General features: G+C 67.4%; 23 protein-coding genes and 1 pseudogene. 17 read left to right on the forward strand and 7 right to left on the reverse strand.

Going from position 1 to position 23,264, the window contains the following annotated elements:
• The 4 genes and pseudogenes from ispH to QZ755_RS14220 all read left to right on the forward strand — a co-directional run.
• Positions 1 to 219: pseudogene (ispH, locus tag QZ755_RS14205) on the forward strand (4-hydroxy-3-methylbut-2-enyl diphosphate reductase); the annotation flags it as partial.
• Entirely contained in the window at positions 219 to 1,172 is a 954-nt protein-coding gene (gene thrB, locus QZ755_RS14210) for a homoserine kinase (protein WP_294324085.1), read from the forward strand. The pseudogene ispH and the gene thrB, both read left to right, overlap by 1 nt.
• Positions 1,169 to 1,621 carry a ribonuclease HI gene (rnhA, locus tag QZ755_RS14215; protein ID WP_294324086.1) on the forward strand — a complete coding sequence of 151 codons (453 nt, stop codon included), beginning with the start codon at positions 1,169 to 1,171 and terminating at the stop codon, positions 1,619 to 1,621. The genes thrB and rnhA overlap by 4 nt, the downstream gene beginning before the upstream one ends.
• Positions 1,618 to 2,283, forward strand: coding sequence for a hypothetical protein (locus QZ755_RS14220; RefSeq protein ID WP_294324088.1), 666 nt, complete (start codon positions 1,618 to 1,620; stop codon positions 2,281 to 2,283). Before rnhA ends, QZ755_RS14220 begins: the two co-directional genes overlap by 4 nt.
• Before the next feature lie 350 nt (positions 2,284 to 2,633).
• Here the strand turns inward: QZ755_RS14220 and QZ755_RS14225 are convergent, their stop codons facing one another.
• The 4 genes from QZ755_RS14225 to QZ755_RS14240 form a co-directional block, all read right to left on the reverse strand.
• A complete protein-coding gene (locus tag QZ755_RS14225; RefSeq protein WP_162235335.1) occupies positions 2,634 to 2,777 on the reverse strand; it encodes a hypothetical protein in 144 nt (47 codons plus the stop codon).
• A 111-nt stretch (positions 2,778 to 2,888) separates the two neighbouring features.
• Positions 2,889 to 4,466 carry an aldehyde dehydrogenase (NADP(+)) gene (locus QZ755_RS14230; RefSeq protein WP_294324091.1) on the reverse strand — a complete coding sequence of 526 codons (1,578 nt, stop codon included), beginning with the start codon at positions 4,464 to 4,466 and terminating at the stop codon, positions 2,889 to 2,891.
• Positions 4,467 to 4,539: 73 nt separating this feature from the next.
• Entirely contained in the window at positions 4,540 to 5,634 is a 1,095-nt protein-coding gene (locus QZ755_RS14235) for an FAD-dependent oxidoreductase (RefSeq protein WP_294324092.1), read from the reverse strand.
• Positions 5,631 to 6,590, reverse strand: a complete 960-nt coding sequence (locus QZ755_RS14240) for an alpha/beta hydrolase (RefSeq protein WP_294324094.1) — start codon at positions 6,588 to 6,590, stop codon at positions 5,631 to 5,633. Before QZ755_RS14240 ends, QZ755_RS14235 begins: the two co-directional genes overlap by 4 nt.
• Positions 6,591 to 6,637: 47 nt before the next feature.
• Here QZ755_RS14240 and QZ755_RS14245 point away from each other — a divergent pair, with 47 nt between their 5' ends.
• The 8 genes from QZ755_RS14245 (at position 6,638) to QZ755_RS14280 (ending at position 14,423) form a co-directional block, all read left to right on the forward strand.
• Positions 6,638 to 7,111 carry a prepilin peptidase gene (locus QZ755_RS14245; RefSeq protein ID WP_294324096.1) on the forward strand — a complete coding sequence of 158 codons (474 nt, stop codon included), beginning with the start codon at positions 6,638 to 6,640 and terminating at the stop codon, positions 7,109 to 7,111.
• A gap of 43 nt (positions 7,112 to 7,154) precedes the next feature.
• Positions 7,155 to 8,195 carry a Flp pilus assembly protein CpaB gene (gene cpaB / locus QZ755_RS14250; RefSeq protein WP_294324097.1) on the forward strand — a complete coding sequence of 347 codons (1,041 nt, stop codon included), beginning with the start codon at positions 7,155 to 7,157 and terminating at the stop codon, positions 8,193 to 8,195.
• Entirely contained in the window at positions 8,195 to 9,850 is a 1,656-nt protein-coding gene (locus tag QZ755_RS14255; RefSeq protein WP_294324099.1) for a type II and III secretion system protein family protein, read from the forward strand. Before cpaB ends, QZ755_RS14255 begins: the two co-directional genes overlap by 1 nt.
• 11 nt (positions 9,851 to 9,861) lie before the next feature.
• The gene (locus QZ755_RS14260; protein WP_294324102.1) at positions 9,862 to 10,518 is read left to right on the forward strand and encodes a CpaD family pilus assembly lipoprotein; all 657 of its coding nucleotides are present in this window, start codon (positions 9,862 to 9,864) and stop codon (positions 10,516 to 10,518) included.
• Positions 10,518 to 11,810 (forward strand): pilus assembly protein CpaE, encoded by a 1,293-nt coding sequence (locus QZ755_RS14265; RefSeq protein ID WP_294324104.1) that lies wholly within the window; start codon positions 10,518 to 10,520, stop codon positions 11,808 to 11,810. Before QZ755_RS14260 ends, QZ755_RS14265 begins: the two co-directional genes overlap by 1 nt.
• Positions 11,811 to 11,827: 17 nt before the next feature.
• Positions 11,828 to 12,805, forward strand: coding sequence for a type II secretion system F family protein (locus QZ755_RS14270; protein WP_294324106.1), 978 nt, complete (start codon positions 11,828 to 11,830; stop codon positions 12,803 to 12,805).
• A 4-nt stretch (positions 12,806 to 12,809) separates the two neighbouring features.
• The gene (locus QZ755_RS14275) at positions 12,810 to 13,802 is read left to right on the forward strand and encodes a type II secretion system F family protein (protein WP_294324108.1); all 993 of its coding nucleotides are present in this window, start codon (positions 12,810 to 12,812) and stop codon (positions 13,800 to 13,802) included.
• Positions 13,803 to 13,889: 87 nt separating this feature from the next.
• Complete coding sequence (locus tag QZ755_RS14280) at positions 13,890 to 14,423, forward strand: hypothetical protein (protein ID WP_294324110.1); 534 nt, start codon at positions 13,890 to 13,892, stop codon at positions 14,421 to 14,423.
• 1 nt (position 14,424) lies between these two features.
• On the opposite strand, the gene QZ755_RS14285 is transcribed toward QZ755_RS14280, so the two are convergent.
• Positions 14,425 to 14,841, reverse strand: coding sequence for a helix-turn-helix domain-containing protein (locus QZ755_RS14285; RefSeq protein ID WP_294324113.1), 417 nt, complete (start codon positions 14,839 to 14,841; stop codon positions 14,425 to 14,427).
• Between the two features lie 50 nt (positions 14,842 to 14,891).
• Here QZ755_RS14285 and QZ755_RS14290 point away from each other — a divergent pair, with 50 nt between their 5' ends.
• Positions 14,892 to 15,500: an NAD(P)-dependent oxidoreductase gene (locus tag QZ755_RS14290; RefSeq protein ID WP_294324115.1), complete on the forward strand. Its 609-nt coding sequence runs from the start codon at positions 14,892 to 14,894 to the stop codon at positions 15,498 to 15,500.
• Positions 15,501 to 15,542: 42 nt separating this feature from the next.
• On the opposite strand, the gene QZ755_RS14295 is transcribed toward QZ755_RS14290, so the two are convergent.
• Together QZ755_RS14295 and QZ755_RS14300 are read right to left on the reverse strand one after the other, a co-directional pair.
• The gene (locus QZ755_RS14295) at positions 15,543 to 16,613 is read right to left on the reverse strand and encodes a beta-N-acetylglucosaminidase domain-containing protein (RefSeq protein ID WP_294324117.1); all 1,071 of its coding nucleotides are present in this window, start codon (positions 16,611 to 16,613) and stop codon (positions 15,543 to 15,545) included.
• Positions 16,614 to 16,788: 175 nt separating this feature from the next.
• A complete protein-coding gene (locus QZ755_RS14300; RefSeq protein ID WP_294324119.1) occupies positions 16,789 to 17,055 on the reverse strand; it encodes a hypothetical protein in 267 nt (88 codons plus the stop codon).
• Between the two features lie 288 nt (positions 17,056 to 17,343).
• Between QZ755_RS14300 and QZ755_RS14305 the strand changes: the two genes are divergently transcribed.
• From QZ755_RS14305 to QZ755_RS14320, 4 genes are read left to right on the forward strand one after another with little or no spacing between them, the layout of a single operon-like run.
• A complete protein-coding gene (locus QZ755_RS14305) occupies positions 17,344 to 20,073 on the forward strand; it encodes a TonB-dependent receptor (RefSeq protein WP_294324121.1) in 2,730 nt (909 codons plus the stop codon).
• Between the two features lie 5 nt (positions 20,074 to 20,078).
• A complete protein-coding gene (locus QZ755_RS14310; protein ID WP_294324155.1) occupies positions 20,079 to 21,641 on the forward strand; it encodes a sodium:solute symporter in 1,563 nt (520 codons plus the stop codon).
• Positions 21,638 to 22,519, forward strand: coding sequence for an N-acetylmuramic acid 6-phosphate etherase (locus tag QZ755_RS14315; protein ID WP_294324123.1), 882 nt, complete (start codon positions 21,638 to 21,640; stop codon positions 22,517 to 22,519). Before QZ755_RS14310 ends, QZ755_RS14315 begins: the two co-directional genes overlap by 4 nt.
• Positions 22,519 to 23,247, forward strand: coding sequence for a GntR family transcriptional regulator (locus QZ755_RS14320; RefSeq protein ID WP_294324125.1), 729 nt, complete (start codon positions 22,519 to 22,521; stop codon positions 23,245 to 23,247). Before QZ755_RS14315 ends, QZ755_RS14320 begins: the two co-directional genes overlap by 1 nt.
• Positions 23,248 to 23,264 lie beyond the last annotated feature (17 nt).

The raw sequence follows: 23,264 nt of genomic DNA on the forward strand, positions 1-23,264 counted from the left end.
ACGTCGGCCAAGCTGATCCAGCGGGCCGCCGAACTCGACTTCGCCTGGCTGGAAGGGGTCGGCACGCTCGGCATCACCGCCGGCGCGTCGGCACCCGAAGTGCTGGTGCGCGAGTTGGTCGATCGCATCGCCACCCGGTTCGACGTGACCGAGCGCGAAGTCGAGATGACGCGCGAGACGATCGCGTTCAAGCTGCCGCGCGGCCTCGAAGCCGCGTAATGGCCGTCTATACGCAGGTGTCGGCGGAGGCGCTTGCGCGCTTCCTGTCTGCTTACGACCATGGCGAACTGGTATCGGCAAAGGGGATTGCCGAGGGGGTCGAGAACAGCAACTATCTGGTCGATACCACGACCGGCCGCTTTATCCTGACGCTGTATGAGAAGCGGGTCGATCTGGCCGACCTGCCCTTCTTCTTCGCGATGACCGATGCACTGGCGGACGCCGGCAACCCGGTCCCGCGGGCGCTGCCCGATCGCGCGGGACAGGTGATCCAGACGCTGGAAGGGCGCCCCGCCTGTCTGATCGAATTCCTGTCCGGCGTTTCGGTCAGCCATCCCACGGTCGAACAGGCGCGTGCGGCGGGCGCCGCGCTGGGTGCGCTGCACCGTGGTTTACGCGATTTCGCACCGATCCGTACCAATTCGATGGGTGTGGCGGCCTGGCCGAAGCTGTACGCCGACTGCGCCGAACAACTGGATTCGATCGAGCCAGGATTGCGCGCGCGGGTCGGCGATGCGCTGAACACGGTGGTTGCGGCATGGCCCGCCGATCTACCGACCGGCGCGATCCATGCCGACCTGTTCCCCGACAATGTGCTGATGCTGGGCGAGCGCGTCACGGGCCTGATCGACTTCTATTTCGCCTGTACCGACATCATCGCCTATGACGTCGCGATCACCCATTCGGCGTGGAGCTTCGATGCGAAGGGCGCGCCCCTCGACCCCGCGATCGGGCAGGCGCTGCTGGCCGGATACCGGACCGAGGCGTCACTCAGCGCGGCTGAGGTCGCCGCGCTGCCGCTGCTGGCGAAGGGCGCGTGCATCCGTTTCCTGCTCACCCGCGCATGGGACTGGATCAACACGCCGGCCGACGCGCTGGTGACGCGCAAGGACCCGCTCGCCTATCTGTGCCGGCTCGACTGGTATTCCGCCAACCCGACCGCCTTCGCATGACCGACACCGCCGAACTTCCCCGCGTGGAGATCGCGACCGATGGCGCGTGCAAAGGCAATCCGGGTCGCGGCGGCTGGGGCGCGGTGCTGCGCGCCGCCGATGGCCGCGAGCGCGAATTGTCGGGTGGCGAGCGTGAGACGACCAACAACCGCATGGAATTGATGGCCGCGATCGAAGGGTTGCGCGCGCTGAAGCGCCCGTGCCGCGTGATCCTGTCGACCGACAGCCGTTATGTGATGGATGGCCTGACCAAGTGGATCAAGGGCTGGCAGAAGAACGGGTGGAAGACCGCCGCGCGCCAGCCGGTCAAGAATGCCGAATTGTGGCAGGACCTGCTCGCCGCCGCCAAGCCGCACCGCATCGAATGGATCTGGGTGAAAGGCCATGCCGGCCATCCCGATAACGAGCGGGCCGACAAGCTCGCCAGCGATGCAGCGATACAGCAATGATCCCACGCCTCCTGATCGATACCGCCAAGGTTCCCGGCGATGACGTCGAGCTGCGCCTCGTCCAGCGGGGCGACGATTTCATGATCGTCCTCGACCGCAACGAATTGATGAGCAGCCGCATGTCGGCGTCCGAAGAGGCGCTGGCCGATCTCGGCTGTGCGCATCTGACCGGGCGGAAGGGTGCGCGGGTTCTGATCGGCGGCCTTGGCATGGGATTTACGCTCCGCCGAGCGCTGAAAATCCTGCCCGCTGATGCCGAGGTGGTGGTCGCCGAACTCGTGCCCAAAATCGTCGAATGGGCGCGTGGGCCGCTCGCGCATATCTTCGATGGCTGCCTCGACGATCCGCGCGTGCGGATCGCGGTCGGCGACGTGGCGTGGGCGATCGAGCAGGGCGGTTGGGACGCGATCCTGCTCGACGTCGACAACGGGCCGGACGGGCTGACCCATGCCGGCAACGACAAGCTGTATTCGTCGCGTGGGCTTCAGGTGACGCAGCGCGCGATGCGGTCCGGCGGGGTGCTGGCGATCTGGTCTGCCTATGCCGACGCGGTCTTCACCAGGCGGCTGAGGGATTGCGGCTATCTGGTGGATGAACAGGTCGTGCGGGCAAGAGGGACCAAGGGCGCACGGCATGTGATCTGGCTGGCCGGGCGGCGGTAAGGATTACCTCAACTCATATCCCCACCCGTTTGGTTCGAGCTTCTCGAGAGCGGGGTTCCGCAAGGGCAGCATCTGCGGCGGACAAACCGCCCTCCCCTCCGTTCAGTTCGAGCCTGTCGAGAACCCGGCTGCCCCAAACAACCCGTTCTCGACGGGCGCTTCTCGACAGGCTCGAAGCTGCTCGAACCAAACGGGGTGGGTGAGGATAGGGGAAAGCCCCCCCCGTCCGAGCCGAGTAGCGACTGGAGCGAAGTCGAAGGCCCGTATCGAAGCACCTGCTACAACCCGTCCGTCGATACGCCGCTTCGACAGGCTCGGCGGCTACTCAGGACGAACGGGAGTGGCTCAGATCACTCATCCGTACGGATCTTCACCTTGTTCGGCAGATCCTTCCCTTTGGTCCGGCGCGAGGGCACCTGCACCGGGTTCTTCTTCTTCCAGTCCCCCCAGCGCTTCGGGCCTTCGGGGGTATCGATGATCGTGTCGTCGTCCATCACAGCATCCAAAACGAAAAGCGGGCGGCGGATCAACGACCCGCCGCCCGCTTATGTCCGCGATCGCGGCGCCGGCCCGCTCCCTCGGGCCGGCCGCGCATCACGCACCGATCAGCCAAGCGTCCACGCCCCGTCGATCCGCGCCAGCGCCCCCTGCTGGTTCCCTTCGCGCAACGCCTCGGGCAGCAGCGCTTCGGGGAAGTCCTGATACGATACCGGCCGCAGGAAGCGGTCGATGGCGAGGGTGCCGACCGAGGTCGTGCGCCCGTCCGACGTCGCCGGGAACGGACCGCCATGGACCATCGCGTGGCCGACCTCGACACCGGTCGGCCAGCCGTTGCACAGGATGCGGCCGACGGTGCGTTCCAGCACCGGAATCAGCTTGCGCGCATCGGCATAATCGCCCTCGTCGATCTGCAGCGTCGCGGTCAGCTGTCCTTCGAGCTTGCTCAACACCTCGACCAGTTCGTCGGCGTCGGCGCACTTCACCACCACCGACGACATGCCGAACACTTCGTGCGCGTGCGCCGGATCGGCGATGAAGTCCTTGCCCGACACGGCGAAGATCGCCGCACGACCGCGCGTCGGACCTTCGGGTTCGGCGCCTTCGCCGACCAGCGTGACGGCGGGGCTGGCGGCGAGCTTGGCGCGGCCTTCCTCGAACGCCTTGTGGATGCCGTCGGTCAGCATGACCTGTGCCGGGGTACCGAGCAGTGCTTCGCCCGCGGTGTCGAGGAACGCATCAAGTTCCGGCCCGGCAATGCCGAGGACGAGGCCCGGATTGGTGCAGAACTGGCCCGCGCCCATGCTGAGCGACCCGACATAGGCCTTGGCCAGCGCCTCGCCACGGTTCTTCAGCGCTTCGGGCATCAGCACGACCGGGTTGATCGACGACATTTCGGCATAGACCGGGATTGGCTGCGGCCGGTCCTGTGCGACCTTCATCAACGCGGTGCCGCCGGCGCGCGACCCGGTGAAGCCCACCGCCTGGATGCGCGGATCGGCGACCAGCGCGGTGCCGATCACCTGGCCCGACCCCGATACCATCGAGAATACGCCGTCCGGCATCCCGGTCTTTTCCGCCGCCTTGATAATTGCCGATGCGACCAGTTCGGCGGTGCCCGGATGCGCCTGATGCGCCTTCACAATCACGGTGCAGCCCGCCGCCAGCGCCGACGCGGTGTCGCCACCGGCGGTCGAGAAGGCGAGCGGGAAGTTCGATGCGCCGAACACCACCACCGGGCCGACCGGGATCGTGCGCAGCCGCAGGTCGGGCTTGGGCACCGGTGCGCGGGCCGGATCGGCATGGTCGATGCGCAGCTGCTGCCACGCGCCATCGCGCACTTCCTTGGCGAACAGGCGCAGCTGGCCACAGGTGCGGCCGCGCTCGCCGGTCAGGCGGGCGGTCGGCAGACCGGTTTCACGGCTGCCGCGTTCGATCAGCGCGTCGCCCAGCGCCTCGATCTCGTCCGCGATCGCGTCGAGGAAGCCGGCGCGCTGCTCCAGCGGCAAGGCGGCGTAGATGGGGAAGGCGGCGGCGGCGCGGGCGCACGCTTCCTCGGCATCTTCCTTCGTGCCCTTTGAAAAACCTTCGCCGAACAGCGCGCCGGTCGCGGGATCATAAGCCTGGAACATGTCGTCGCGGGCGACGCGCTTCGAACCCAGGAACAGTTCGCCGGTGATCGTCATGTGCATCCTCTTTGCGCAAAGTGTTGGCGCCCAGATAGGAACTGATAGCGCTAACGTAAATGGGTGTCGTGCATTACTCCGACAATCTATGCGGCGAATAGACGGCGGCGTCGACCCCCGGCGGCACGTCGCCGACGCCCAGCAGCGCGGCGCATAGCCGCGCGGCGGCGGGCGCGGTCTGGATGCCGAAGCCCCCCTGCCCCGCGCACCAGAAGACGCCGGGCACAGCGGCGTCGAAGCCATAGACCGGCAGCCGATCGGGCGCGAAGCTGCGCAGGCCTGCCCAGCGCCGCTCGACCGCCTCGACCCGCCAGTCGACCGCCGATTCGAACCGGTCGATGGCCAGCGCGACGTCGATCTCTTCCGGCGCGACATCGTGCGCGCGGTCGGGTGTCTCATCATGGGGACTGAGCCACAGCCGCCCGCCCGGTTCGGGCTTGAAGTAGAACCCGCCCGCCGCATCCAGCACCAGCGGCAGGTCGGCGGGCGCCGGCGGGTCGACCCGGACCTGCAACACGGTCCGCCGATAGGGGCGGATGCCCTGCGGCGCGGCGCCCAGCAGGGCCGCAACGTCATCGGCCCACGCCCCGGCCGCGTTCACGACGACATCGGCGACGATGGTGTCGCCGGCGGCCGTGGTCAGGCGCCACCGCCCATCGCTCCGCCGCGCATCGGTCAGCCGCGCATCGCACCGCAACGTCGCCCCGCCCCGCCGCGCTTTGGCGAGATAGGCGGCGTGGAGCGCGCCGACATCGATATCGGCACAGCCCGGCGACCATAAGGCGTGCCACCGCCCGCGCAGGCCATCCACCACGCCGTGCGGGTCGCGCCAGGCGATCGGCACGCCGGTCGCCGCAAAGTCGGCCGCCATCGCCTCCAGAACGGTGCGATCGCGCGCCAGCAGCAATTCTCCGCGCGTGCGCAGGAATCCCTGGGCTGCGAAGTCGGCCGGCGGCGCGTGCAGGAACGGGCCGGACGCGGTAGTCAACGGCTGGACCAGCGGCCCGCCATAGGTTTCGGACCAGAAGGCGGCCGACCGCCCGGTCGCATGGAACCCCGGCTGTGCTTCGGCCTCCAGCAGGATCACGTCGTCGGTCGCGGCGAGTTCGGCGGCAAGGCTCGCGCCCGCCATCCCCGCGCCGACAATCGCCACCCGCCTGCGCGTCATGCGTGCGCCCGGTGCGGTGCCGGCGCGCGGGCGTCGAGGAACGCGTCGATCGCCGCGATAGCCCGCGACCGGACCGGATCGGCCTCGCGCAATATTTCATGCGCCGATTCCGCCCCGAAGCGGAGCAGCTCGACATCGGGGAGCCGTCCGGCAACCTTGACAGCGGCGCGCGGATCGACCAGCGCATCGGTATCCGCCACCAGCATCTGGATCGGCACCGTCACCGTGGCGAGCGCGGGATCGGCGCGCAATTCGCGGGTCGAGCGGAACGCATCAATCACCCAGCGCCAGCTGGGCGGCCCGGTGCGCAGCGCCGCGTCGGTCCCCTGCCACCACAGCTCGTCCGAATAGCGTGCCGGATCGTGGGTCAGCATCCCCTCCCGCGGGCGCACCGTGTGCGGCCGCTCATTGCCTTTCCACGCCGGCCTGAGCGGGCTGCCCATCGCGCTCAGCACCCGCGCCATGCGTTCGCCGAAGCGCGGTCCGATCGGCGATCGCAGCCCCAGCATCGGCGCGACCAGCACGCACGCCGCCGGATCGACCCGCCGCTCGACCACGCCACGCAGCGCCAGATGCCCTCCCATCGAATGACCGATCAGCACGCGCGGCCCCTCGGCGGTCCACTGGTTCCAGAAGGCGGCAAGGTCGCCCAGATATGTTTCGAACCGGTCGATGTCGCCGCAGTCGCCTGCCGGGGTGCAGCGCCCCGACCCGCCCTGCCCACGCCAGTCGAATGCGGTGATTTTCCACCCGCGCACGTGCCAATGGGCAAAGACCTCCAGATATTTCTCGAACATGTCGCCGCGCCCGGTCTGGAACAACAGGCTGCCGCGCGGGCGGACATTGGCGGGCGCCGCCCAGTCGAACCGGCGATGCGACCAGCCGTCGGGTGCCTGCCACCGGGTGATGGCGGCGGCGGCGGGAATCGCGCGGCGATAGAGGGCGTGGGCGGCCATGCGTCCGGTTACGGTTTCGAAACCCCTTACGTCTAGAGGTTAACGCCATGGGGGGTATCGTCGTTCCTTGGCTGGCGCTCGCGCTGCTGCTGCTGCTGGTCATGGCCGGTATCGAGGATGCACGTACCCGCGAAATCGCCAACTGGAAAAACGCGGCCATCGCGCTGCTGGCGCTGCCATGGTGGTGGGCCAACGGCCTGTCGGGCATCGACATGGCGTGGCAGCTCGGCGTGGCCCTGATCGTCTTCGCGCTGTTCTTCGCCGCGTTTGTCGCCGGACAGATGGGCGGCGGCGATGTGAAGATGATCGCCGCGCTCGCGCTGTGGCTGCCGCCCGGCGCCGTGCTGTCGATGCTGATGGTGATGTCGCTGCTGGGCGGCGCCCTCACCCTGTTGTTCCTTGCCGACCGCTGGCGGCGGCGCGCGGCACAGGTGGCGGAGATTCCGTACGGAATCGCCATCGCCATCGCCGGGATGCTTGCGATCGCGAACCCGTTCTTAACCCATTTCGGTGATGCTTAACGGCGAATCAACCGGCCAGACGAATGGAAAGGCCATCGACGTCATGGACTCTCGCAAACTGTTCCTGCTGATCGGGGCGCTGTTCGTAGCCGGCCTGACCGCGTTCATGGCCCGCAATCTGATGGCCGGCGCATCGGCCCCGATGGCGACCGCCGCCCCTGTCGCGGCCCCGATCGACGGCCCGCGCGTGCTGGTCGCGACCAAGGCGCTGGCGGTCGGCACGATCATCGACGCCACCACGCTGCGGTTCCAGCCCTGGCCCAAGGAACTGGTCGAGAACGCCTATTTCCTCGAATCCTCGCCTGAATCGCGCAACCTGGTCGGCACCGTCGTGCGGTTCGCCATTCCGGCGGGCCAGCCGATCACCCAGGGCGCGCTGGTGAAGCCCGGCGACCGGGGCTTCCTGGCGGCCGCGCTGGGACCGGGGATGCGGGCGGTGACCGTGCCGGTATCGACGCAAAGCGCCGTTGCGGGCTTCGTGTTTCCGGGCGACCGCGTCGACCTGGTCCTGACGCAGAACGTGCCGGGCGGCGGCGACGGCGCCCCGCTGAAGGCGGCGGAGACGTTCCTGCGCAACCTTCGCGTGCTGGCGACCGACCAGCGCACCGACAAGAATTCCGACGATCAGGGCAAGACGCTGGTTTCGACCTATTCGACCGTCACCGTAGAGGCGACGCCGCGCATCGCGGAAAAGATCGCGGTCGCGCAGACCGTCGGTACGCTGTCGCTGTCGCTGCGCTCGATCGCCGACAATGGAACGGAACTGGAGGAAGCGATCGCCAGCGGCGACGTCCAGCTGCCGGCAAACGGCGATCCGAAGGCGGAAAAGGCCGCGCTGGCGCGCATCGCCAGCCGCCCGATCGATGGCGGCTCGACCTTTTCGACCGGTGCCGATGTATCGCGGTTCCAGCGCAGCTCGGTCCCCGGCAAGGCCGGCATGATGGCCGGCACCACCACCGCAGGGCCGCCGGTCGGAACGATGACGCCCGCCGGGCCGACCGCACCCACCGCAACGACCGGACCGGTCGTGCGGATCACCCGCGGCAATGACGTGACCGCCGTGCCGGTCGGAGGAAGCAAGTGATGTCTGGCAAGAACCTGATCCACCGGTCGCTGGCCGCGACCCTATCGGCCGCACTGGTCGCCGGGTCGGCGCTGCCCGCTACCGCCATCGCCGCCCCCGGCACCGCCGCCGTCCGCGCCGCGCGGGTCGGCACGCGGACCGGCACGATGCGGCCGACGACCGACGTGATGCTGTCGATCGGCCAGGGCGAACTGGTCACGCTACCCTCCAACGTCGTCGACGTGTGGGTATCGAACCCGACCGTCGCCGACGTCTATGTCGGCAATCCGCGCCAGATCCACCTGTTCGGCAAGGCCGATGGCGAAGCGACCATCTTCGCCACCAACGCCAGCGGTGCCGTCGTCTATTCGGCCAATGTCCGGGTGGGGCAGAACCTCACCTCGCTCGACCGGATGCTGAAGGCGGCGATGCCCGAGGCGGATATCCGCGTGACGACGGTCGGACAGATCGCGGTCCTCAACGGCACCATCGCGTCGCCCGCCGACAGCGCGCAGGCCGAACGGCTGGTCGCGGCGCTGCTCAACCCCGGTGTCGCGATGAACGACCCCAATGCCACGCTGAAGATCGGCGTGGTGAACCGTCTGAAGCTCGCCACCCCGCTGCAGGTCAACCTGCAGGTCCGCATCGCAGAGGTCAGCCGCAACTTCGTCAAGAATATCGGCGTCAACATGACGTCGCGCGACATGTCGGGCGGCATCCTGTTCGGCGTGGCGCAGGGGCGACAGGGCACGATCACGACCATCCCCGGCGCGGCGACCGATACCGCGTTTCTGGCGAACGGCGGCCGCCCCGGCGGCACGCTCTACAACTTCCCGACCAAGGGCACCAACGGCACCACGCTGAACCTTGCTGGCAAGCTGCTCGGCCTCGAATTGCTCGGCGCGCTGGATCTCGGCGAACGCATCGGACAGGTGACGACGCTCGCCAATCCGAACCTGACCGCCCTGTCGGGCGAAACCGGATCGTTCCTGGCCGGTGGCGAAATCCCGATCCCCGTCAGCCAGGGGTTCGGCGCGGTGTCGGTGCAGTACAAGCAGTACGGCGTCAGCCTCGCCTATACCCCGACCGTACTGGCCGATGGCCGCATCTCCCTGCGCGTACGTCCCGAAGTGTCGCAGCTGTCGGCGGCGGGCGCGGTGCAGATCGACGGCACCACCATCCCCGCGCTCACCACCCGCCGCGCCGAAACCACGGTCGAGCTGGGGTCGGGGCAGAGCATGATGATCGGCGGGCTGTTGTCGAACAGCCATGACAATTCGATCGACAAGGCACCGGGCCTGGGCGACCTGCCGGTGCTGGGATCGCTGTTCCGGTCGAACGCGTTTACCCGCAACGAAACCGAACTGGTCATCGTCATCACCCCGTATCTGGTGAAGCCGGTCGACAGCCAGTCGCGCATCGCGCTGCCGACCGACGCCTATTCCAGCCCCGGCGACGTCGAACGCGTGCTGATGGGTCAGCTATCAGGTCAGCGGAAACCCGATCCCCGGCCGGTGCCGACCATGGCGCCGCAGCTGCCGGCCCGGCCGACGATCGGCCTGACCGCACCGGCCCCGGTCGAACCGCAGGCCGCCGATCCCGCGCCGGCCGCGCCACCACCGCGCAAGGGCGGCCGCAACGCCCAGCCCGTCGCCCCCGGTTTCAGCATCCAGTGAGGCTCGCCCCGATGACCCTTTTCCGTATCCTCGCGCTCGGCACGACGATCGCGGTCGCCGGATGCACCGGCACCCCCAATCGCGGCGTCGAATCGGTCCATCAGCCGGTGGTCAGCCGTTCCGCCTATTCCTTCGACCTGTCGGCCGGTCCCGCCGGGCTGGCGCCGGGCGAACGCGCCCGGCTGGCCGGCTGGCTGGAGGCGATGCACCTGCGCTATGGCGACGAGATCGGCGTGGATGATGCCGGTACCGGCGACGAGGCGGTTCGCGGCGACATCGCCGCCGAAGCCGCGCGCGTCGGCCTCTTGCTCGCCGATGCCGTGCCGCCGACGCCGGGCGCGCTGGCCCCCGGCACTGTCCGCGTGGTCGTGTCGCGCATGGTGGCCAGCGTACCGGGATGCCCCGACAATTCGCGCACCTACCAGCCCAATTTCGGCGCGCACACCTCGTCCGATTTCGGCTGCGCGATCAATTCGAACCTGGCGGCGATGGTCGCCCGCCCCGGCGACATGGTGCTGGGCCGCAGCAATGGCGACACCACCGACACCATGGTCAATAGCAAGGCGGTCGGCGCGCTGCGACGCGCCACGCCCAGCGGCAACGGCGGACAGGTGACCAATTCCGCCGGGAGCGTCGGCGGCGGCTCGAGCGGGGGGAGCAGCAAGTAATGAACGCCCCCTTCAACCTCGCCAAGACGGGCCAGCGCGATGCGTTCGTCGCGTTCGTCTGCGACGAAAATTCGGCCGAAACGCTGCGCGGCGTCGCCAGCGATCATGGCTGGCCGGTCGAAAAGATCATGAAGGGCGGCCTGCGCAACGCGGTGCAGACGCTGTCGGTCGCGGCCAGCCCGCACGTGCTGTTTGTCGACCTGTCGGAATCGGGCGATCCGCTGAACGACATCAACGGCCTGGCCGAGGTATGCGAGCCGGGCACGATCGTGATCGCGATGGGACAGGTCAACGACGTCCGCCTGTACCGCGACCTGCTGGCCAGCGGCATCCACGATTATCTGCTGAAGCCGCTCAACCCCGACATGGTACGGGAATCGATCGCGCAGGCCCATGCGCTGCTCTATGCACCGAAGGTAGCGGAGGCGAACGCGGAGCGGCCGCATTGTTCGGTCGCGATCATCGGCACGCGCGGCGGTGCCGGTGCCTCGACCATCGCCACGTCGCTCGCCTGGCTGAGCGGCGAACAGGAAAAGCGCAGCACAGCGCTGCTCGACCTCGACGTGCATTTCGGTACCGGGGCGCTCGGTCTCGACCTCGAACCAGGTCGCGGGCTGACCGACGCGATCGAAAACCCCAGCCGGATCGACGGACTGTTCATCGAACGCGCGATGGTACGCGCAGGCGAACGGCTGTCGGTATTGTCGGCCGAGGCCCCGATCAACGCCCCGGTCCAGACCGACGGTACCGCCTTCTACCAGTTGCAGGAGGAGATGCGCGCCGCGTTCGAAACGACCATCGTCGACCTGCCGCGCACCATGCTGGTCAATTATCCGCATCTGGTGGAGGAAGTGCAGACCGCGGTGATCGTCACCGAACTGACGCTGGCCGCCGCGCGCGATACCATCCGCCTGCTGTCGTGGTTCCGATCCAACGCCTCCCACGTGACGGTCGTGCTGGTCGGCAACAAGGTGCAGCCGGTCGCGAACCAGGAAATCAGCCGCAAGGATTTCGAAGGATCGGTCGAACGCAAGCTCGACTTCGTGATCCCGTGGGACGGCAAGCTGGCGGCACAGGCGGCAAAGCTCGGCAAGCCGCTGGCCGAGGCGGGCAAGGGCAATCGCGCCCTGTCGCCGCTCGTCGACCTGTCGCGGCACCTGTGCAGGCTGCACGATGCCGACGAGGATGGCGACGCCGGAGGCAAAAACAAGGGCAAGGGCAAGGACGGCACCTCGCTGATCGGCAAGCTCGCCAGCCTGCGGACGCGCCTGCCCGGCCGGGCCAAGAAATAGGTGCGGGCGGTACGGCGATGAACATGCTCCCCATCCTGCTGCTGGCGGCCGGCGCGGCGATGACGCTGGTGTTGCTGTACCTTGCCGTGTCGGGGCCATCGGGCGACCGCGCGCGCAGCCGTCGCCTGCTGGCGGTCCGCGAACGCCATGCCTCCGCCGCCAGCGCGACGGCGATGGAGGCGCAGATGCGCCGCATCGGCAACCGCGGATCGACCAGGGGGGATCGCACCGCCGCCCGGTTCCTGCCCAATGTCGAACAGCTCAAGCTGCGCCTGCAAAAGACCGGCCGCAGCTGGACCCTGGCCCAATATGGCAAGGTGTCGCTGGGGTTGATCGTCGGGGTCACCGCGCTGCTGATGCTGCGCGGGTTTCCGATGATCCTCGCGCTGTTGCTGGGACTGGTCGCGGGCATGGGCCTGCCGCATTTCGCGGTCGGCTTCGTCATCAAGAAACGCATCGCGCGCTTCACCGCCAAATTCCCCGACGCAATCGAACTGCTGGTGCGCGGCCTGCGATCCGGCCTGCCGATCACCGAGACGATGACCGTCGTCGGACAGGAAGTCGATGGACCGGTCGGCGAGGAATTCCGCTTGGTCAGCGACCGGATGAAGATCGGTCGCTCGCTCGACGCGGCACTACAGGAAACCGGCGACCGGCTGGGCACGCCGGAATTCCAGTTCTTCATCATCACCATCGCGATCCAGCGCGAAACCGGCGGCAACCTTGCCGAAACGCTCGCCAACCTGGCCGATGTGCTGCGCAAACGGTCGCAGATGAAGCTGAAGATCAAGGCGATGTCGTCGGAATCCAAGGCATCGGCCTATATCGTCGGCTCGCTGCCCTTCATCGTCTTCGGCATGATCTGGATGATCAACGATACCTATATGCAGAATTTCTTCGTCGACCCGCGGCTGATGGTCGCCGGGCTGGCCGGGGCGCTGTGGATGGGCATCGGTGCCTTCATCATGGCCAAGATGGTCAGTTTCGAGATCTGATGCCATGGTAACCGCCCCTCACCCCACGCTGCTCGGGTTCGACGTCGTCAACGTCGCGACGATCCTGTCGGCCATCGCCGTCCTGTCGGTGATGCTGGCGATCTATGTCGCCACCACCACGCGCGATCCGATGAGCCGCCGAGTCAAGGCGCTGAACGACCGCCGCGAACAGCTGAAGGCCGGCATCACCGCGTCGACCAGCAAGCGTCGCGCGAAGCTGGTGCAGAAGAACGACGCGACCGACCGAATTCGCGACCTGTTGTCGTCGATGAAGGTGCTGCAGGATTCGCAGCTGAAGGTCGCGCAGCAGAAACTGATGCAGGCGGGCATCCGGTCGAAGGACTGGGCGGTCGCGGTCATCTTCGGGCGGTTGGTGCTGCCGATCGTGTTCGGCCTGCCGATGCTCTACACCGTCTATGGCACCGACGCCTTTGCCGACTGGTCGCCGCTCAAGGCGTACGGCCTGGTCGCCGGTACCTTTATCCTGAGCTACAAAGCGCCCGACCTGTACCTCAAGAACAAGATCACCAAGCGGACGGATGCGATCCGCAAGGGCCTGCCCGATGCGCTCGACCTGCTGGTGATCTGTGCCGAAGCGGGCCTGACCGTCGACGCCGCCTTTTCCCGCGTCGCGCGCGAGCTGGGCCGCGCCTATCCCGAACTGGGCGAGGAATTCTCGCTGACCGCGATCGAACTGGGCTTCCTGACCGAACGGCGGCAGGCGTTCGAGAACCTCGCCATGCGCATCGACCTCGACGCGGTAAGGGGCGTGGTGACGACGATGATCCAGACCGAGAAATACGGCACGCCGCTTGCCTCGGCGCTGCGCGTGCTGTCCGCCGAATTCCGCAACGAACGCATGATGCGCGCCGAGGAAAAGGCCGCGCGCCTGCCCGCGATCATGACCGTGCCGTTGATCCTGTTCATCCTGCCGACGCTGTTTGTCGTCATCCTGGGTCCGGCGGCGTGCAGCATCAGCGACGCGTTCGGCAAATAGCCCAGCCGACCGGGGGCGGGGCTTCGGCGGAACGCCGCCCCGCCCCGACCGTTATTGCCCCGTAATCACTTTCAAGGGGCCTGCACGATGCTGTTCCAGACGCCGACCCAGTTTGCGGTCCTTGCTCTCGTCCTGTTTGCCGGGTGGCTGTTTGGACTGGCATCGTCGTCGGGCGGAAAGAAGTGGAAGCAGCGCTATCGTGACGAGGAAGCGGCGCACAAGGCGTATCGTGCCGAAGTCGCCACCGACCTGAAGAATCGCGACGAACGCCTGCGCGAAGTGGAGACCGAACGCGACCGGCTGGCTACCGAACGCAGCACCGCGACAACCACCGCCGCAGCGGCAGGCGCCGCGACGGCCAGCAGCGGGGGCGGATTTTTCGGCTGGGGCGGCGACAATCTGTCGCGCATCCGCGGCATCGATGCCGAACTGGAACGGGCGCTGACCCAGCGCGGGATCAAGACGTATCGCGCGATCGAGGGGCTGAGCGAAGCCGACGAACGCGCGCTGGAGGACGACCTGCGCCTGCGTCCCGGTACGATCGACGACGAACGCTGGCGGGAACAGGCCGCGATGCTGCGCGCCGGCCATGACGACGACCATCGCAGCCGCTGGGGCTGACCTATTCCGCGCGCCGGGCGTCGAAGCGCGCCTGTGCGGCGGCGACGACGTCCATGCGCCGCTCCGCCCAGTGCATCATCGTCGTCAGTGCCTCGATCAATTCCCCGGCCAATGGGGTGATGCTGTAGCGCACCTCCACCGGCATCGTCGGGGTTACCCCCCGCTCGACCAGACCGTCGCGTTCCAACGACCTTAATGTCTGACTGAGCATCTTCTGCGAAACCCCCGCAATCCGCCGCCGCAGGGCGTTGAACCGCATCGGGCCACCGCCCAGCAGCAACAGGATCAGCACGCTCCATTTATCGCCGATCCGGTCGAGCAGCTTCCGGGTCGGGCAATCGGCGGCATAGACATCGCCTGTCCGAGGGGCGGTTTCCGATAGGAAACCGGGTATCGAAAAAGTGCCGTCTTGCGTCATTGGTATCTCCATAGCACCTGGTATCCATTGGAAACCAGAGGAGACCTTCGATGATCGTTGCGGTACTCGGCGCCAGCGGAAATGCCGGTTCGGAAATCACCCGCGAACTCGCGCGGCGGGGGCATGTCGTCCGCGCAATCGCGCGCAACCCCGACAGGATTCCGACCGGCGATGGCATCACCCCGGTCGCGGGCGACGCGCACGACCCGGCGACGCTGGCCGACCGTTTGACCGGGGTCGATGCGGTGATCAGTGCGCTGCATTTTGACGTCACCGCCGACACGCTGCTGACCGCGCTGCGTACTGCCGGGGTCGGACGGCTGCTGGTGACCGGCGGCGCAGCGAGCCTGGAGGTGGCGTCGGGGCAGCGGCTGATCGATTCACCCGACTTCCCCCCGGCATGGCGCGACATCGCGATGGGCGGCATCGCGTTCCTCGAGGCGCTGCGCGGGGTCGACGATATCGACTGGACGTTCTTTTCGCCGGCCGCGATGATCGAACCGGGTCCGCGCACCGGCCAGTACCGGCTTGGCACGGACACGCTTGTTACCGACAATGCCGGGGTCAGCCGGATCAGCTTCGCCGACTATGCTATCGCGATGGTCGACGAACTGGAGGCGCATCGCCACCCCCGCGCCCGCTTCACCGCCGCCTATTGACGATGTACCGCCCGCCGCGATGCGGGCGGCACATTCAGCGCGCTACTGGGTCTGCACTTCGGCATCGGTCATCAGGTCGAAGCCGTCCAACCAGCGCACGACCTCTTGCGCGGCGGGATGGTGCAGGGCGCCGTAGCGCGCGCGGAGGGGCGCGATGTCCAACCGGTCGTGGCCGCTGTCCTGCAACTTCAACAGGTCCTGCTGCAGCAGTTCGGCCAACTCCGCGCCCAGCAGAGCGGTCGCGACTTCGCCGAGGGCGGCGCCATAGGCGTACGCCTCGCCCCGGCGATACAGCAGCGGAAGGGTCAGCGCGGGCACGCAGCCCAGACGCGCCTGGATCATCGGGTTGATCGCATGGCCGCTCAGCCACGGCGCGATCGCCGCCGTCCGCCCGGTAAAGGCGCGCAGGTGCAGGTGGCGCGACATGCGTACGCCGTCATTGACCGGGTAATTGTCCCACAGACACACCCGGCGCCCCAGCGCCCCGGCGACGGTGCGCAAATGCCCGACGCCAATCTCGCGCGCGCAAACCTCTTCGCCGGTCCAATACACCTGCACCGCCGGATCGAGCATCCGCCCCAGATCGCCCAGATAATCGACCGGCCGCGCCCCGAACACGCGGTCGAGGACGGGATCGTCGGAATAATAGGTCGGGCACATATAGACCCGCGTCGCGCGGGTGATCCCGGCGCAGAAGTTGACCACATCCGCCTGCCGTGCCGCCAGTTCAGGCAAGTCGCCGCGCAGGTCATCGAACAGGATGGCGAGGTCGTCGATGCCGATCGCATCGAGATCGGCGATCCGCCGCGTCAGGTCGGCGCGGACGGCATTATCGAAGGGATGGGTCGAGCCGATCGGGGTCAGCGCCATGCCGAAGCGCATACCGGCCGCACGGACCTGCGCCGAGAGCCGCGCCAATGCTTCGGTTTGTTCTGCGTCGTGCGCAGTTCGCCAGCTGCGGCGGAGTGCCGAATCCGCCTTTGGGCCATAATGATAGAAGCCGTAGCCGGCGGCGGCGAGGGTTTCGACGACATAGCCGCGTTCGTCCGGGGTCCAGAGCCGGCCGAAGCGGCCCTCGATCATGCCGAGGTCGGGGAGTGCGGGTTCGGTCATAGGGAAATATAGATACCAGCTGCCGTAAAATGACAAGTGGCATCAAAATGGTTTGATCCGCCGCCTCTCTTGCGATCGTATCGATGCCATGGCAGCATCCACGCACGGCAGCGCCACCGAACGAGGCCGGGTTGAAGCCTCCTCGCCGATATCCACCGTTTGCAGAAACGGATTGTTATTCCGGCCTACCCTTTACAATGGCCAGTCGGATGATGGGCAGGATGCCAACGATATTAACGGCCGCCAAGGCAAGGGTCCCGAACACGGGATGCAACGCACCGGCCCACCGCGCCGTTGCCAATCCGACGAACAGGACAAGCGCGAGGCAAGCGATAAATCCCAGCCAACCCTTGCCATTCACAGGCATCGCCGTGATCTTTCCCGGCTTGCGGGAATAAACAAACCAGGTGTCGCGGGCACGCGGCTTTTCGTTCGGGTGCATCGCTGGGAATCCTATCCGTCCGGCAGCAGCTTACAGGCGTCGGGAACGTCGACAATCGGGCCGACGCTATTTTACGGAACGTGCCCCGGACATGATAGCCTGCAGGGAGAAGCGCCCCCTCCGGATAAAGTCCGGGGTGACGAGAGGGGCATGGCAAGGGTAGCATCCATACCAGGTTGATACCACCTATTTACTTAATGCCGACAGGTATACATAACTATGCCCGACCGCAGCGGGCGGGCGGAACACCGACCGGGAGAGTCGGCGGTGCGATAGAGGGAGCTGACCATGGTAGCATCGTTCCGGCATTCGAGTGCGCTGGCGGCGCTGACCATGGCGTTGACGCAGTTGCCCGGCGTCGCAATGGCGCAGACCGCGCCGGCCGATGCCCCTGCCCCCGCCGAAACGGGCGAAATCGTCGTTACCGGCACCCGCATCCCGACGCCGGGGCTGGTTTCGAGCAGCCCGGTGGCGTCGACCAGCGAGCAGCAAATCCGGTTGCAGTCGGCGCTGACGATCGAGGATTTCTCGACCAGGCTGCCGCAGCTGTCCGGCGGCGTGCGACAGGGGTCGCAGGGCAGCGATGCGTTCGGGGCGCAGGTGCTGGAACTGCGCAATTTCGGACAGAGCCGGTCGCTGGTGCTAATCGACGGCACCCGCGCCGCGCCGTTCAGCTTCCGCAACTCGGTCGACGTCAACGCCATCCCCGCCTCGCTCATCAAGCGGGTCGACGTGCTGACCGGGGGTGCCGCCGCCGTCTATGGCGCGGATGCGGTGGCGGGCGTCGTCAACTTCATCCTGAACGACGAGTTCGAAGGGGTACGCGGCACCGCCGCCAGCCGCTTGTCGGTGCGGGGCGGCGCGCAATATGGCGGGTCGGTGATGCTGGGCCTGGGCGTGGGGGACCGCGGAAACCTGGTCTTCGCGGCCGACTATACCCAGCGTGACGGCATCCTCGCCCGCCAGCGCGACTGGGCAGCGACGCCGAACCAGACCATTCCCAGCATCGGCGGCGTGTTCACCGATGTCGCCAGCGGGCGCCGGTTCGGCTTTACCGATTCCGGCGCGTTCACCACCAGCCCGTCGGCGACGTCGAACATTTCGGGCAGCTATCCGCTGGTATCGCCGCTCAAGCGCATCAACCTTGCCGCGCTGTACAAATATGAATTGGCCCCGGCGGTCGAGATATATGGCCGGGCGATGTTCACCAATGCGCGGACCGAAGAGACCGGCACGCCCGGCGCGCAGCCGGCAAGCGTCAGCCGCACGGTCGGCATCAACGCGACCAACCCGTTCCTGACCGACGCGATCCGCAGTCAGCTGACCTTCGTGAACGGCGTGGCGCAGGTGAATGTCAGCCGTTCGCTGGCCGAACTGGGCCTCATCACCTATCGCACCGAACGCGACACGTTGCAGTTGCAGTCGGGCCTGCGCGGGCCGATCACGACCGCGTTGCAGTGGAACGTCTATGCCCAATATGGCCGGTCGGTCGAAAACTCGCTGATCGGCGGCGACGGGCTGGTCGCCAATGCCAGCGGGGCGAACAACTTCGCATCGATCGTCAACACGGTCGACATCTTCGGTCCCAACCGCCCCGGCCTTGCCACAGCACTTGGCAGCCCGATCAACGGCTTCAACCGCAAGCGCGACCAGTTCGTGACCGCCGCGACGATCAGCGGGACGCTGGACGATGTGTTCACCATGCCCGCCGGGCCGATCGGTTTTGCGGTCGGTGCGGAGTATCGGCGCGAGACGGCGAGCATCCAGCAGGACAGCGCGCTGCTGTCGGGCAATACGTATCGGCAGGGCGTGCAGGCGGCCTATACTGGATCGTTCGACGTGAAGGAGCTGTACGGCGAGTTGCGCGTACCGCTGATCCACAACACGCCGTTCATCCGCCAGTTCGATGTCGGCGGCGCGTACCGCCTGTCCGATTACGACCTGTTCGGCACCCATGGCACGTGGAAGGTCGAGGCGAACTGGGCGGTCGACCGCAACCTGCGGCTGCGCGGCACCTATCAGCGCGTACTGCGCACCCCCAATTTCGGCGAGTTCGCCGCCAGCACATCCTCGCTGCCGTTCAGCAGCCTCGTAACGGTCGACCGGCTCAAGCCGCGCTATGGCGGCGATCCGTGCGTGATCGGCACGGGCAACCGCGCCCAGTGTGACCGGCTGGGTGCGCCGGCGGCGGGATCGACCGATCCCCGCGCCGCCAGCTACCTGACCGGCAACTATTTCTATGGCGGCAATCCGGACATCCAGCCCGAAACCGGCTTTACCAAGACGATCGGCGGCGTGCTGACCCCGACGTTCCTGCCCGGCCTGAACGCAACGGTCGACTGGTATGAGCTGGACTTGCGCGGCGCGGTGGGCGTGATCCAGCCGATCGCGGCGATCACCAGCTGCTACATCACCAATCCGACGGCGGGCAATCCGCTGTGCAACCTGGTGACGCGCAACGCCAACGGCACGTTCAAGGACGCGTTCGTCAACAACCAGAATCTGGGGCGCCTGCTCCAGCGCGGGCTGGACATCGCCGCCAGCTATACGCTCCGCCTCGAATGGATGGACGGCATCGGCCTGCGCGCCAGCTATCAGGGCAATATCGTCACGTCGTACCTGATCCAGGCGAACCCGACGGTGAATGCGGTGCAGTGCAAGGGCACGTTCGGCGCGACCTGTTCGAGCGACGGCACGACCCTGGTTCAGCCCGATTACCGCCACACCGCCGGCATCGGCATCCTGTTCGACCATGGCGTGATCCAGTTCGACTGGCAGCGGATCGGCCGGGTGAAGTCGAGCGCGGCCGGATCGACCGAGACGATCGGTGCGCAGGACACGTTCGACCTCTCGGCGTCGCGCGACTTCACGCCGGCGATCACGATGAGCGCGGGCGTCTATAATTTGCTCGACCGCAAGCCGCCGCGCGTGTCGGCGAATGGGGTCTTCAACACCTTCCCCGATACCTATGACATATTGGGCCGCACGATCGGGTTCACGCTCACGGCCAAGATGTAAGGGTGATGCACCTGCCCTTTTCGCTGGCCGACTGGCTGGTCATCGCCGCCTATCTGTTGCTGCTGATCGGCGGGGGGTGGATTTTTACCCCCCGCAACACCGCGTCGGCGCACGACTATTTCCTCGCCGGGGGCAATGTGCCGGCGTGGCTGGCGGCGGTGTCGGTGCTGTCGGCGACGCAATCGGCGGCGACGTTTCTCGGCGGGCCAGATTATGGCTATGGCGCCGACCTGACCTATCTGACCGGCAATATCGGCGGGTTGCTGGGCGCGATGTTCGTCGCGCATGTAATGATCCCGCGCTTCTACGCGATCCGGGCGACGACGGCGTATGAGCTGCTGACGATGCGCTTCGGCATTCGCGCGACGCGCTGGGCGGGCGGCATGTTCCTGGTCGGGCGGGTGTTTGCCGGGGGGGCGCGGGTGTATCTGGCGGCGATCGCGCTCGCCATGGTCATCACCGGGTCGGTAGATGCGACCGGCATATTGATCGCCGCCGCGCTGCTCGTGGTGGCGAGCGTGTTGTTCACCTTTGTCGGTGGGCTGAAGTCGGTCCTGTGGAACGACCTGATCCAGTTCATCGTGTATCTGGGGTCGGCGATCGCGGTGCTGGTGTTCCTGCGGCTTTCGATCCCCGCGTCGAACGAAGCGATCGTCGATGCGCTGCGGAACGCGCCGGGGGGCGTCGACAAGCTGCGGCTGTTCGATGTCTCGATGGATTTCTCGCGGCCCTTCTCGCTGCTGGCGATCGTCACGGGCATCACCCTGCTCTACATCGCCAATGCCGGCATGGACCAGGACACGACCCAGCGGTTGCTGGCATGCAAGGATGCGAAGACCGGCGCGCGCGGCCTGTACCTGTCGGTATTCGCGACGATCCCGACGGTCGGGCTGTTCATCGTCATCGGATTGTTACTCCACATCTTCTATAATCGCCCCGACCTGATGGGCGGTGCCGCTGCAACCGCCGGGCAGGCATTCGGGGGCGAGAAGATCAGCATCTTCATGCACTATATCCTGACCCAGTTGCCCGGCGGTTTGCGCGGGTTGGTGACGATCGGCATTTGCGCCGCTGCCGTCGCGACGACCAATTCGGCGCTGAACGCCATGTCGTCGGTGCTGGTGCAAGACTTTTACCGCCCGTGGCGCGAACGGCGTGGGAGCGTGCCGGAGCATCATTTCGTCAGCGCAGGACGCGCGGGCATGGGGGTGATCGGCCTCGCGATGCTCGTGATGGCGGTCGCGTCCTATTACTGGCAGCGGCATAGCAGCATGGGACTGCTGGAGTTCGCGCTGCAGGTGATGGTGTTCACCTATGCCGGACTGCTGGGCGTGTATTTCACCGCCCTGTTCACCGGCCGCGGCACCACCAATTCGGTGGTCGCGGCATTGCTGGTCGGCTTTGCCGTGATCGTGCTGCTGCAACCCGGCATCGCCCGCGCGATCGGCCTGCCCGGCGCGCTCACCGGCCTCGCCTTTCCCTTTCAGCTCTGCATCGGCACGCTGATCGCGTTCCTCGTCTGCGCTGCCCCGGCGGGGCGGCACCAACCGGATGGACCTTCCGCATGAATACCGAAACGCTCGACCCGCGCTATCAGGGCGTCGAACATTGGCCGACACCGTGCGCGGTCGAGGCGATGCTGGAAGGGCAGATGGCCGCCATCGCCGCGCTCCAGACGCAGACCGCCGCCATCGCCGGCGCTGCGGACGCCGCCGCCAAGCGGCTGGAAACCGGCGGGCGGCTGGTATTCGTCGGCGCGGGCACGTCGGGGCGGCTGGCGGTACAGGACGGGACAGAGCTGCACCCGACCTTCGGCTGGCCGTCCGAGCGGATGCTGTTCCTGATGGCCGGCGGGGCTGACGCACTGACCAAGGCACGCGAAGGGGCGGAGGACGACGCCGATGCCGCCCGTGCCGAGGTCGCCGCCGCCGGGGTCGGGCCGGAGGACGTGATGATCGGCGTGGCGGCGAGCGGGCGAACCCCCTTCACGGTCGCCGCGATCGAGGCTGCGCGGGCGGCCGGCGCGCTGACCATCGGGATCGCCAACAACCCCGAAACGCCGCTTACGCAAGCCGCCGAGCATATCGTCGTGGCGGCGACCGGCAGCGAGATCATCGCCGGGTCGACCCGAATGAAGGCCGGCACCGCGCAAAAGGCCGCATTGAACCTGTTGTCGACTACGATCATGATCCGCCTCGGCCTGGTCTATGACGGGCGGATGATCGCCATGCGGGTATCGAATGCGAAGCTGCTGCGTCGCGCGCGGGCGATGGTGCAGGACCTGACCGGCGTCGGGCCGGACGCCGCCGCCGATGCGCTGGAGCGCGGTGACAACGATATTCGCCGCGCGGTGCTGATCGCGCGCGGGCTGGCCCCCGATGCGGCCGCGGCGTTGCTGGCGGCGCATCACGGGCGGCTGGACGCCGCGATCGCGGCGGCACCCTGATGCGCCAGATCGCATGGCCCAGCGGCGACGAGGACACGCCGCTCTACCTGCAACTCGCCCGGAGTCTGCGCGACCATATCAGCGACGGCGGGATCGGACCGGGGGGCGCCCTCCCCTCCGAACGCGAGCTGAGCGAGATGGCCGGCCTGTCCCGCGTGACGGTGCGCAAGGGCATCCAGCAGCTGATCGACGAAGGCATCGTCGTGCGCAAACAGGGTTCGGGCACCTTCGTCGCCCCCCGGATCGAGGCGCGGGGCAGCCGGTTGACCAGCTTCAGCGACGATGCCCGCCTGCGCGGCGAGGCGCCGGGCGTCGTATGGATCTACAAGAGCTACGCGCTACCGACCGAGGAGGAAGCCGCCGCACTGGAGGTCGCGCCCGATACCCGTGTCGCGCGGCTGGGCCGGGTGCGGCTGTCGGGGGGCGATCCGCTGGCGATCGAACATGCGGTGGTGCCGGCCGAGTTCATGCCCGACCTCGCCCGGTTGCAGGATTCGCTATACGAGGCGCTGGAGGCGCACGGGTTCCGCCCGGTCGGCGGCACGCAACGGGTGCGCGCCTCGCTCGCCACCGCGACCGAGGCGGGGATATTGTCGATCGAGCAATTGTCCGAAGTGCTGCGGATCGAACGCCGTACCCGCCTGTCCGACGGGCGGATCGTCGAGTTCACTCGCTCGGTCTATCGCGGCGACCGCTATGAGTTCGTGACCGAGCTGAACGAGGTCTAGGGCCGGACGACATCGGG

Origin of the sequence: uncultured Sphingomonas sp. (assembly GCF_913776855.1) — a bacterium.
GTDB lineage: Bacteria > Pseudomonadota > Alphaproteobacteria > Sphingomonadales > Sphingomonadaceae > Sphingomonas.

Coding starts and splice junctions, on each gene's coding strand:
- QZ755_RS14240 (WP_294324094.1), bottom strand. CDS start 6,590: ATGGCCGCCCACGCCCTCTATCGCCGCGCGATTCCCGCCGCCGCCGCC.
- QZ755_RS14285 (WP_294324113.1), bottom strand. CDS start 14,841: ATGACGCAAGACGGCACTTTTTCGATACCCGGTTTCCTATCGGAAACC.
- QZ755_RS14230 (WP_294324091.1), bottom strand. CDS start 4,466: ATGACGATCACCGGCGAACTGTTCCTGGGTTCGAAGCGCGTCGCCCGC.
- QZ755_RS14295 (WP_294324117.1), bottom strand. CDS start 16,613: ATGACCGAACCCGCACTCCCCGACCTCGGCATGATCGAGGGCCGCTTC.
- QZ755_RS14235 (WP_294324092.1), bottom strand. CDS start 5,634: ATGACGCGCAGGCGGGTGGCGATTGTCGGCGCGGGGATGGCGGGCGCG.
- thrB (WP_294324085.1), top strand. CDS start 219: ATGGCCGTCTATACGCAGGTGTCGGCGGAGGCGCTTGCGCGCTTCCTG.
- QZ755_RS14260 (WP_294324102.1), top strand. CDS start 9,862: ATGACCCTTTTCCGTATCCTCGCGCTCGGCACGACGATCGCGGTCGCC.
- cpaB (WP_294324097.1), top strand. CDS start 7,155: ATGGACTCTCGCAAACTGTTCCTGCTGATCGGGGCGCTGTTCGTAGCC.
- QZ755_RS14310 (WP_294324155.1), top strand. CDS start 20,079: ATGCACCTGCCCTTTTCGCTGGCCGACTGGCTGGTCATCGCCGCCTAT.
- QZ755_RS14305 (WP_294324121.1), top strand. CDS start 17,344: ATGGTAGCATCGTTCCGGCATTCGAGTGCGCTGGCGGCGCTGACCATG.
- QZ755_RS14265 (WP_294324104.1), top strand. CDS start 10,518: ATGAACGCCCCCTTCAACCTCGCCAAGACGGGCCAGCGCGATGCGTTC.
- QZ755_RS14315 (WP_294324123.1), top strand. CDS start 21,638: ATGAATACCGAAACGCTCGACCCGCGCTATCAGGGCGTCGAACATTGG.
- QZ755_RS14280 (WP_294324110.1), top strand. CDS start 13,890: ATGCTGTTCCAGACGCCGACCCAGTTTGCGGTCCTTGCTCTCGTCCTG.
- QZ755_RS14290 (WP_294324115.1), top strand. CDS start 14,892: ATGATCGTTGCGGTACTCGGCGCCAGCGGAAATGCCGGTTCGGAAATC.
- QZ755_RS14220 (WP_294324088.1), top strand. CDS start 1,618: ATGATCCCACGCCTCCTGATCGATACCGCCAAGGTTCCCGGCGATGAC.
- QZ755_RS14255 (WP_294324099.1), top strand. CDS start 8,195: ATGTCTGGCAAGAACCTGATCCACCGGTCGCTGGCCGCGACCCTATCG.
- QZ755_RS14270 (WP_294324106.1), top strand. CDS start 11,828: ATGAACATGCTCCCCATCCTGCTGCTGGCGGCCGGCGCGGCGATGACG.
- QZ755_RS14245 (WP_294324096.1), top strand. CDS start 6,638: ATGGGGGGTATCGTCGTTCCTTGGCTGGCGCTCGCGCTGCTGCTGCTG.
- QZ755_RS14225 (WP_162235335.1), bottom strand. CDS start 2,777: ATGGACGACGACACGATCATCGATACCCCCGAAGGCCCGAAGCGCTGG.
- QZ755_RS14275 (WP_294324108.1), top strand. CDS start 12,810: ATGGTAACCGCCCCTCACCCCACGCTGCTCGGGTTCGACGTCGTCAAC.
- QZ755_RS14300 (WP_294324119.1), bottom strand. CDS start 17,055: ATGCACCCGAACGAAAAGCCGCGTGCCCGCGACACCTGGTTTGTTTAT.
- rnhA (WP_294324086.1), top strand. CDS start 1,169: ATGACCGACACCGCCGAACTTCCCCGCGTGGAGATCGCGACCGATGGC.
- QZ755_RS14320 (WP_294324125.1), top strand. CDS start 22,519: ATGCGCCAGATCGCATGGCCCAGCGGCGACGAGGACACGCCGCTCTAC.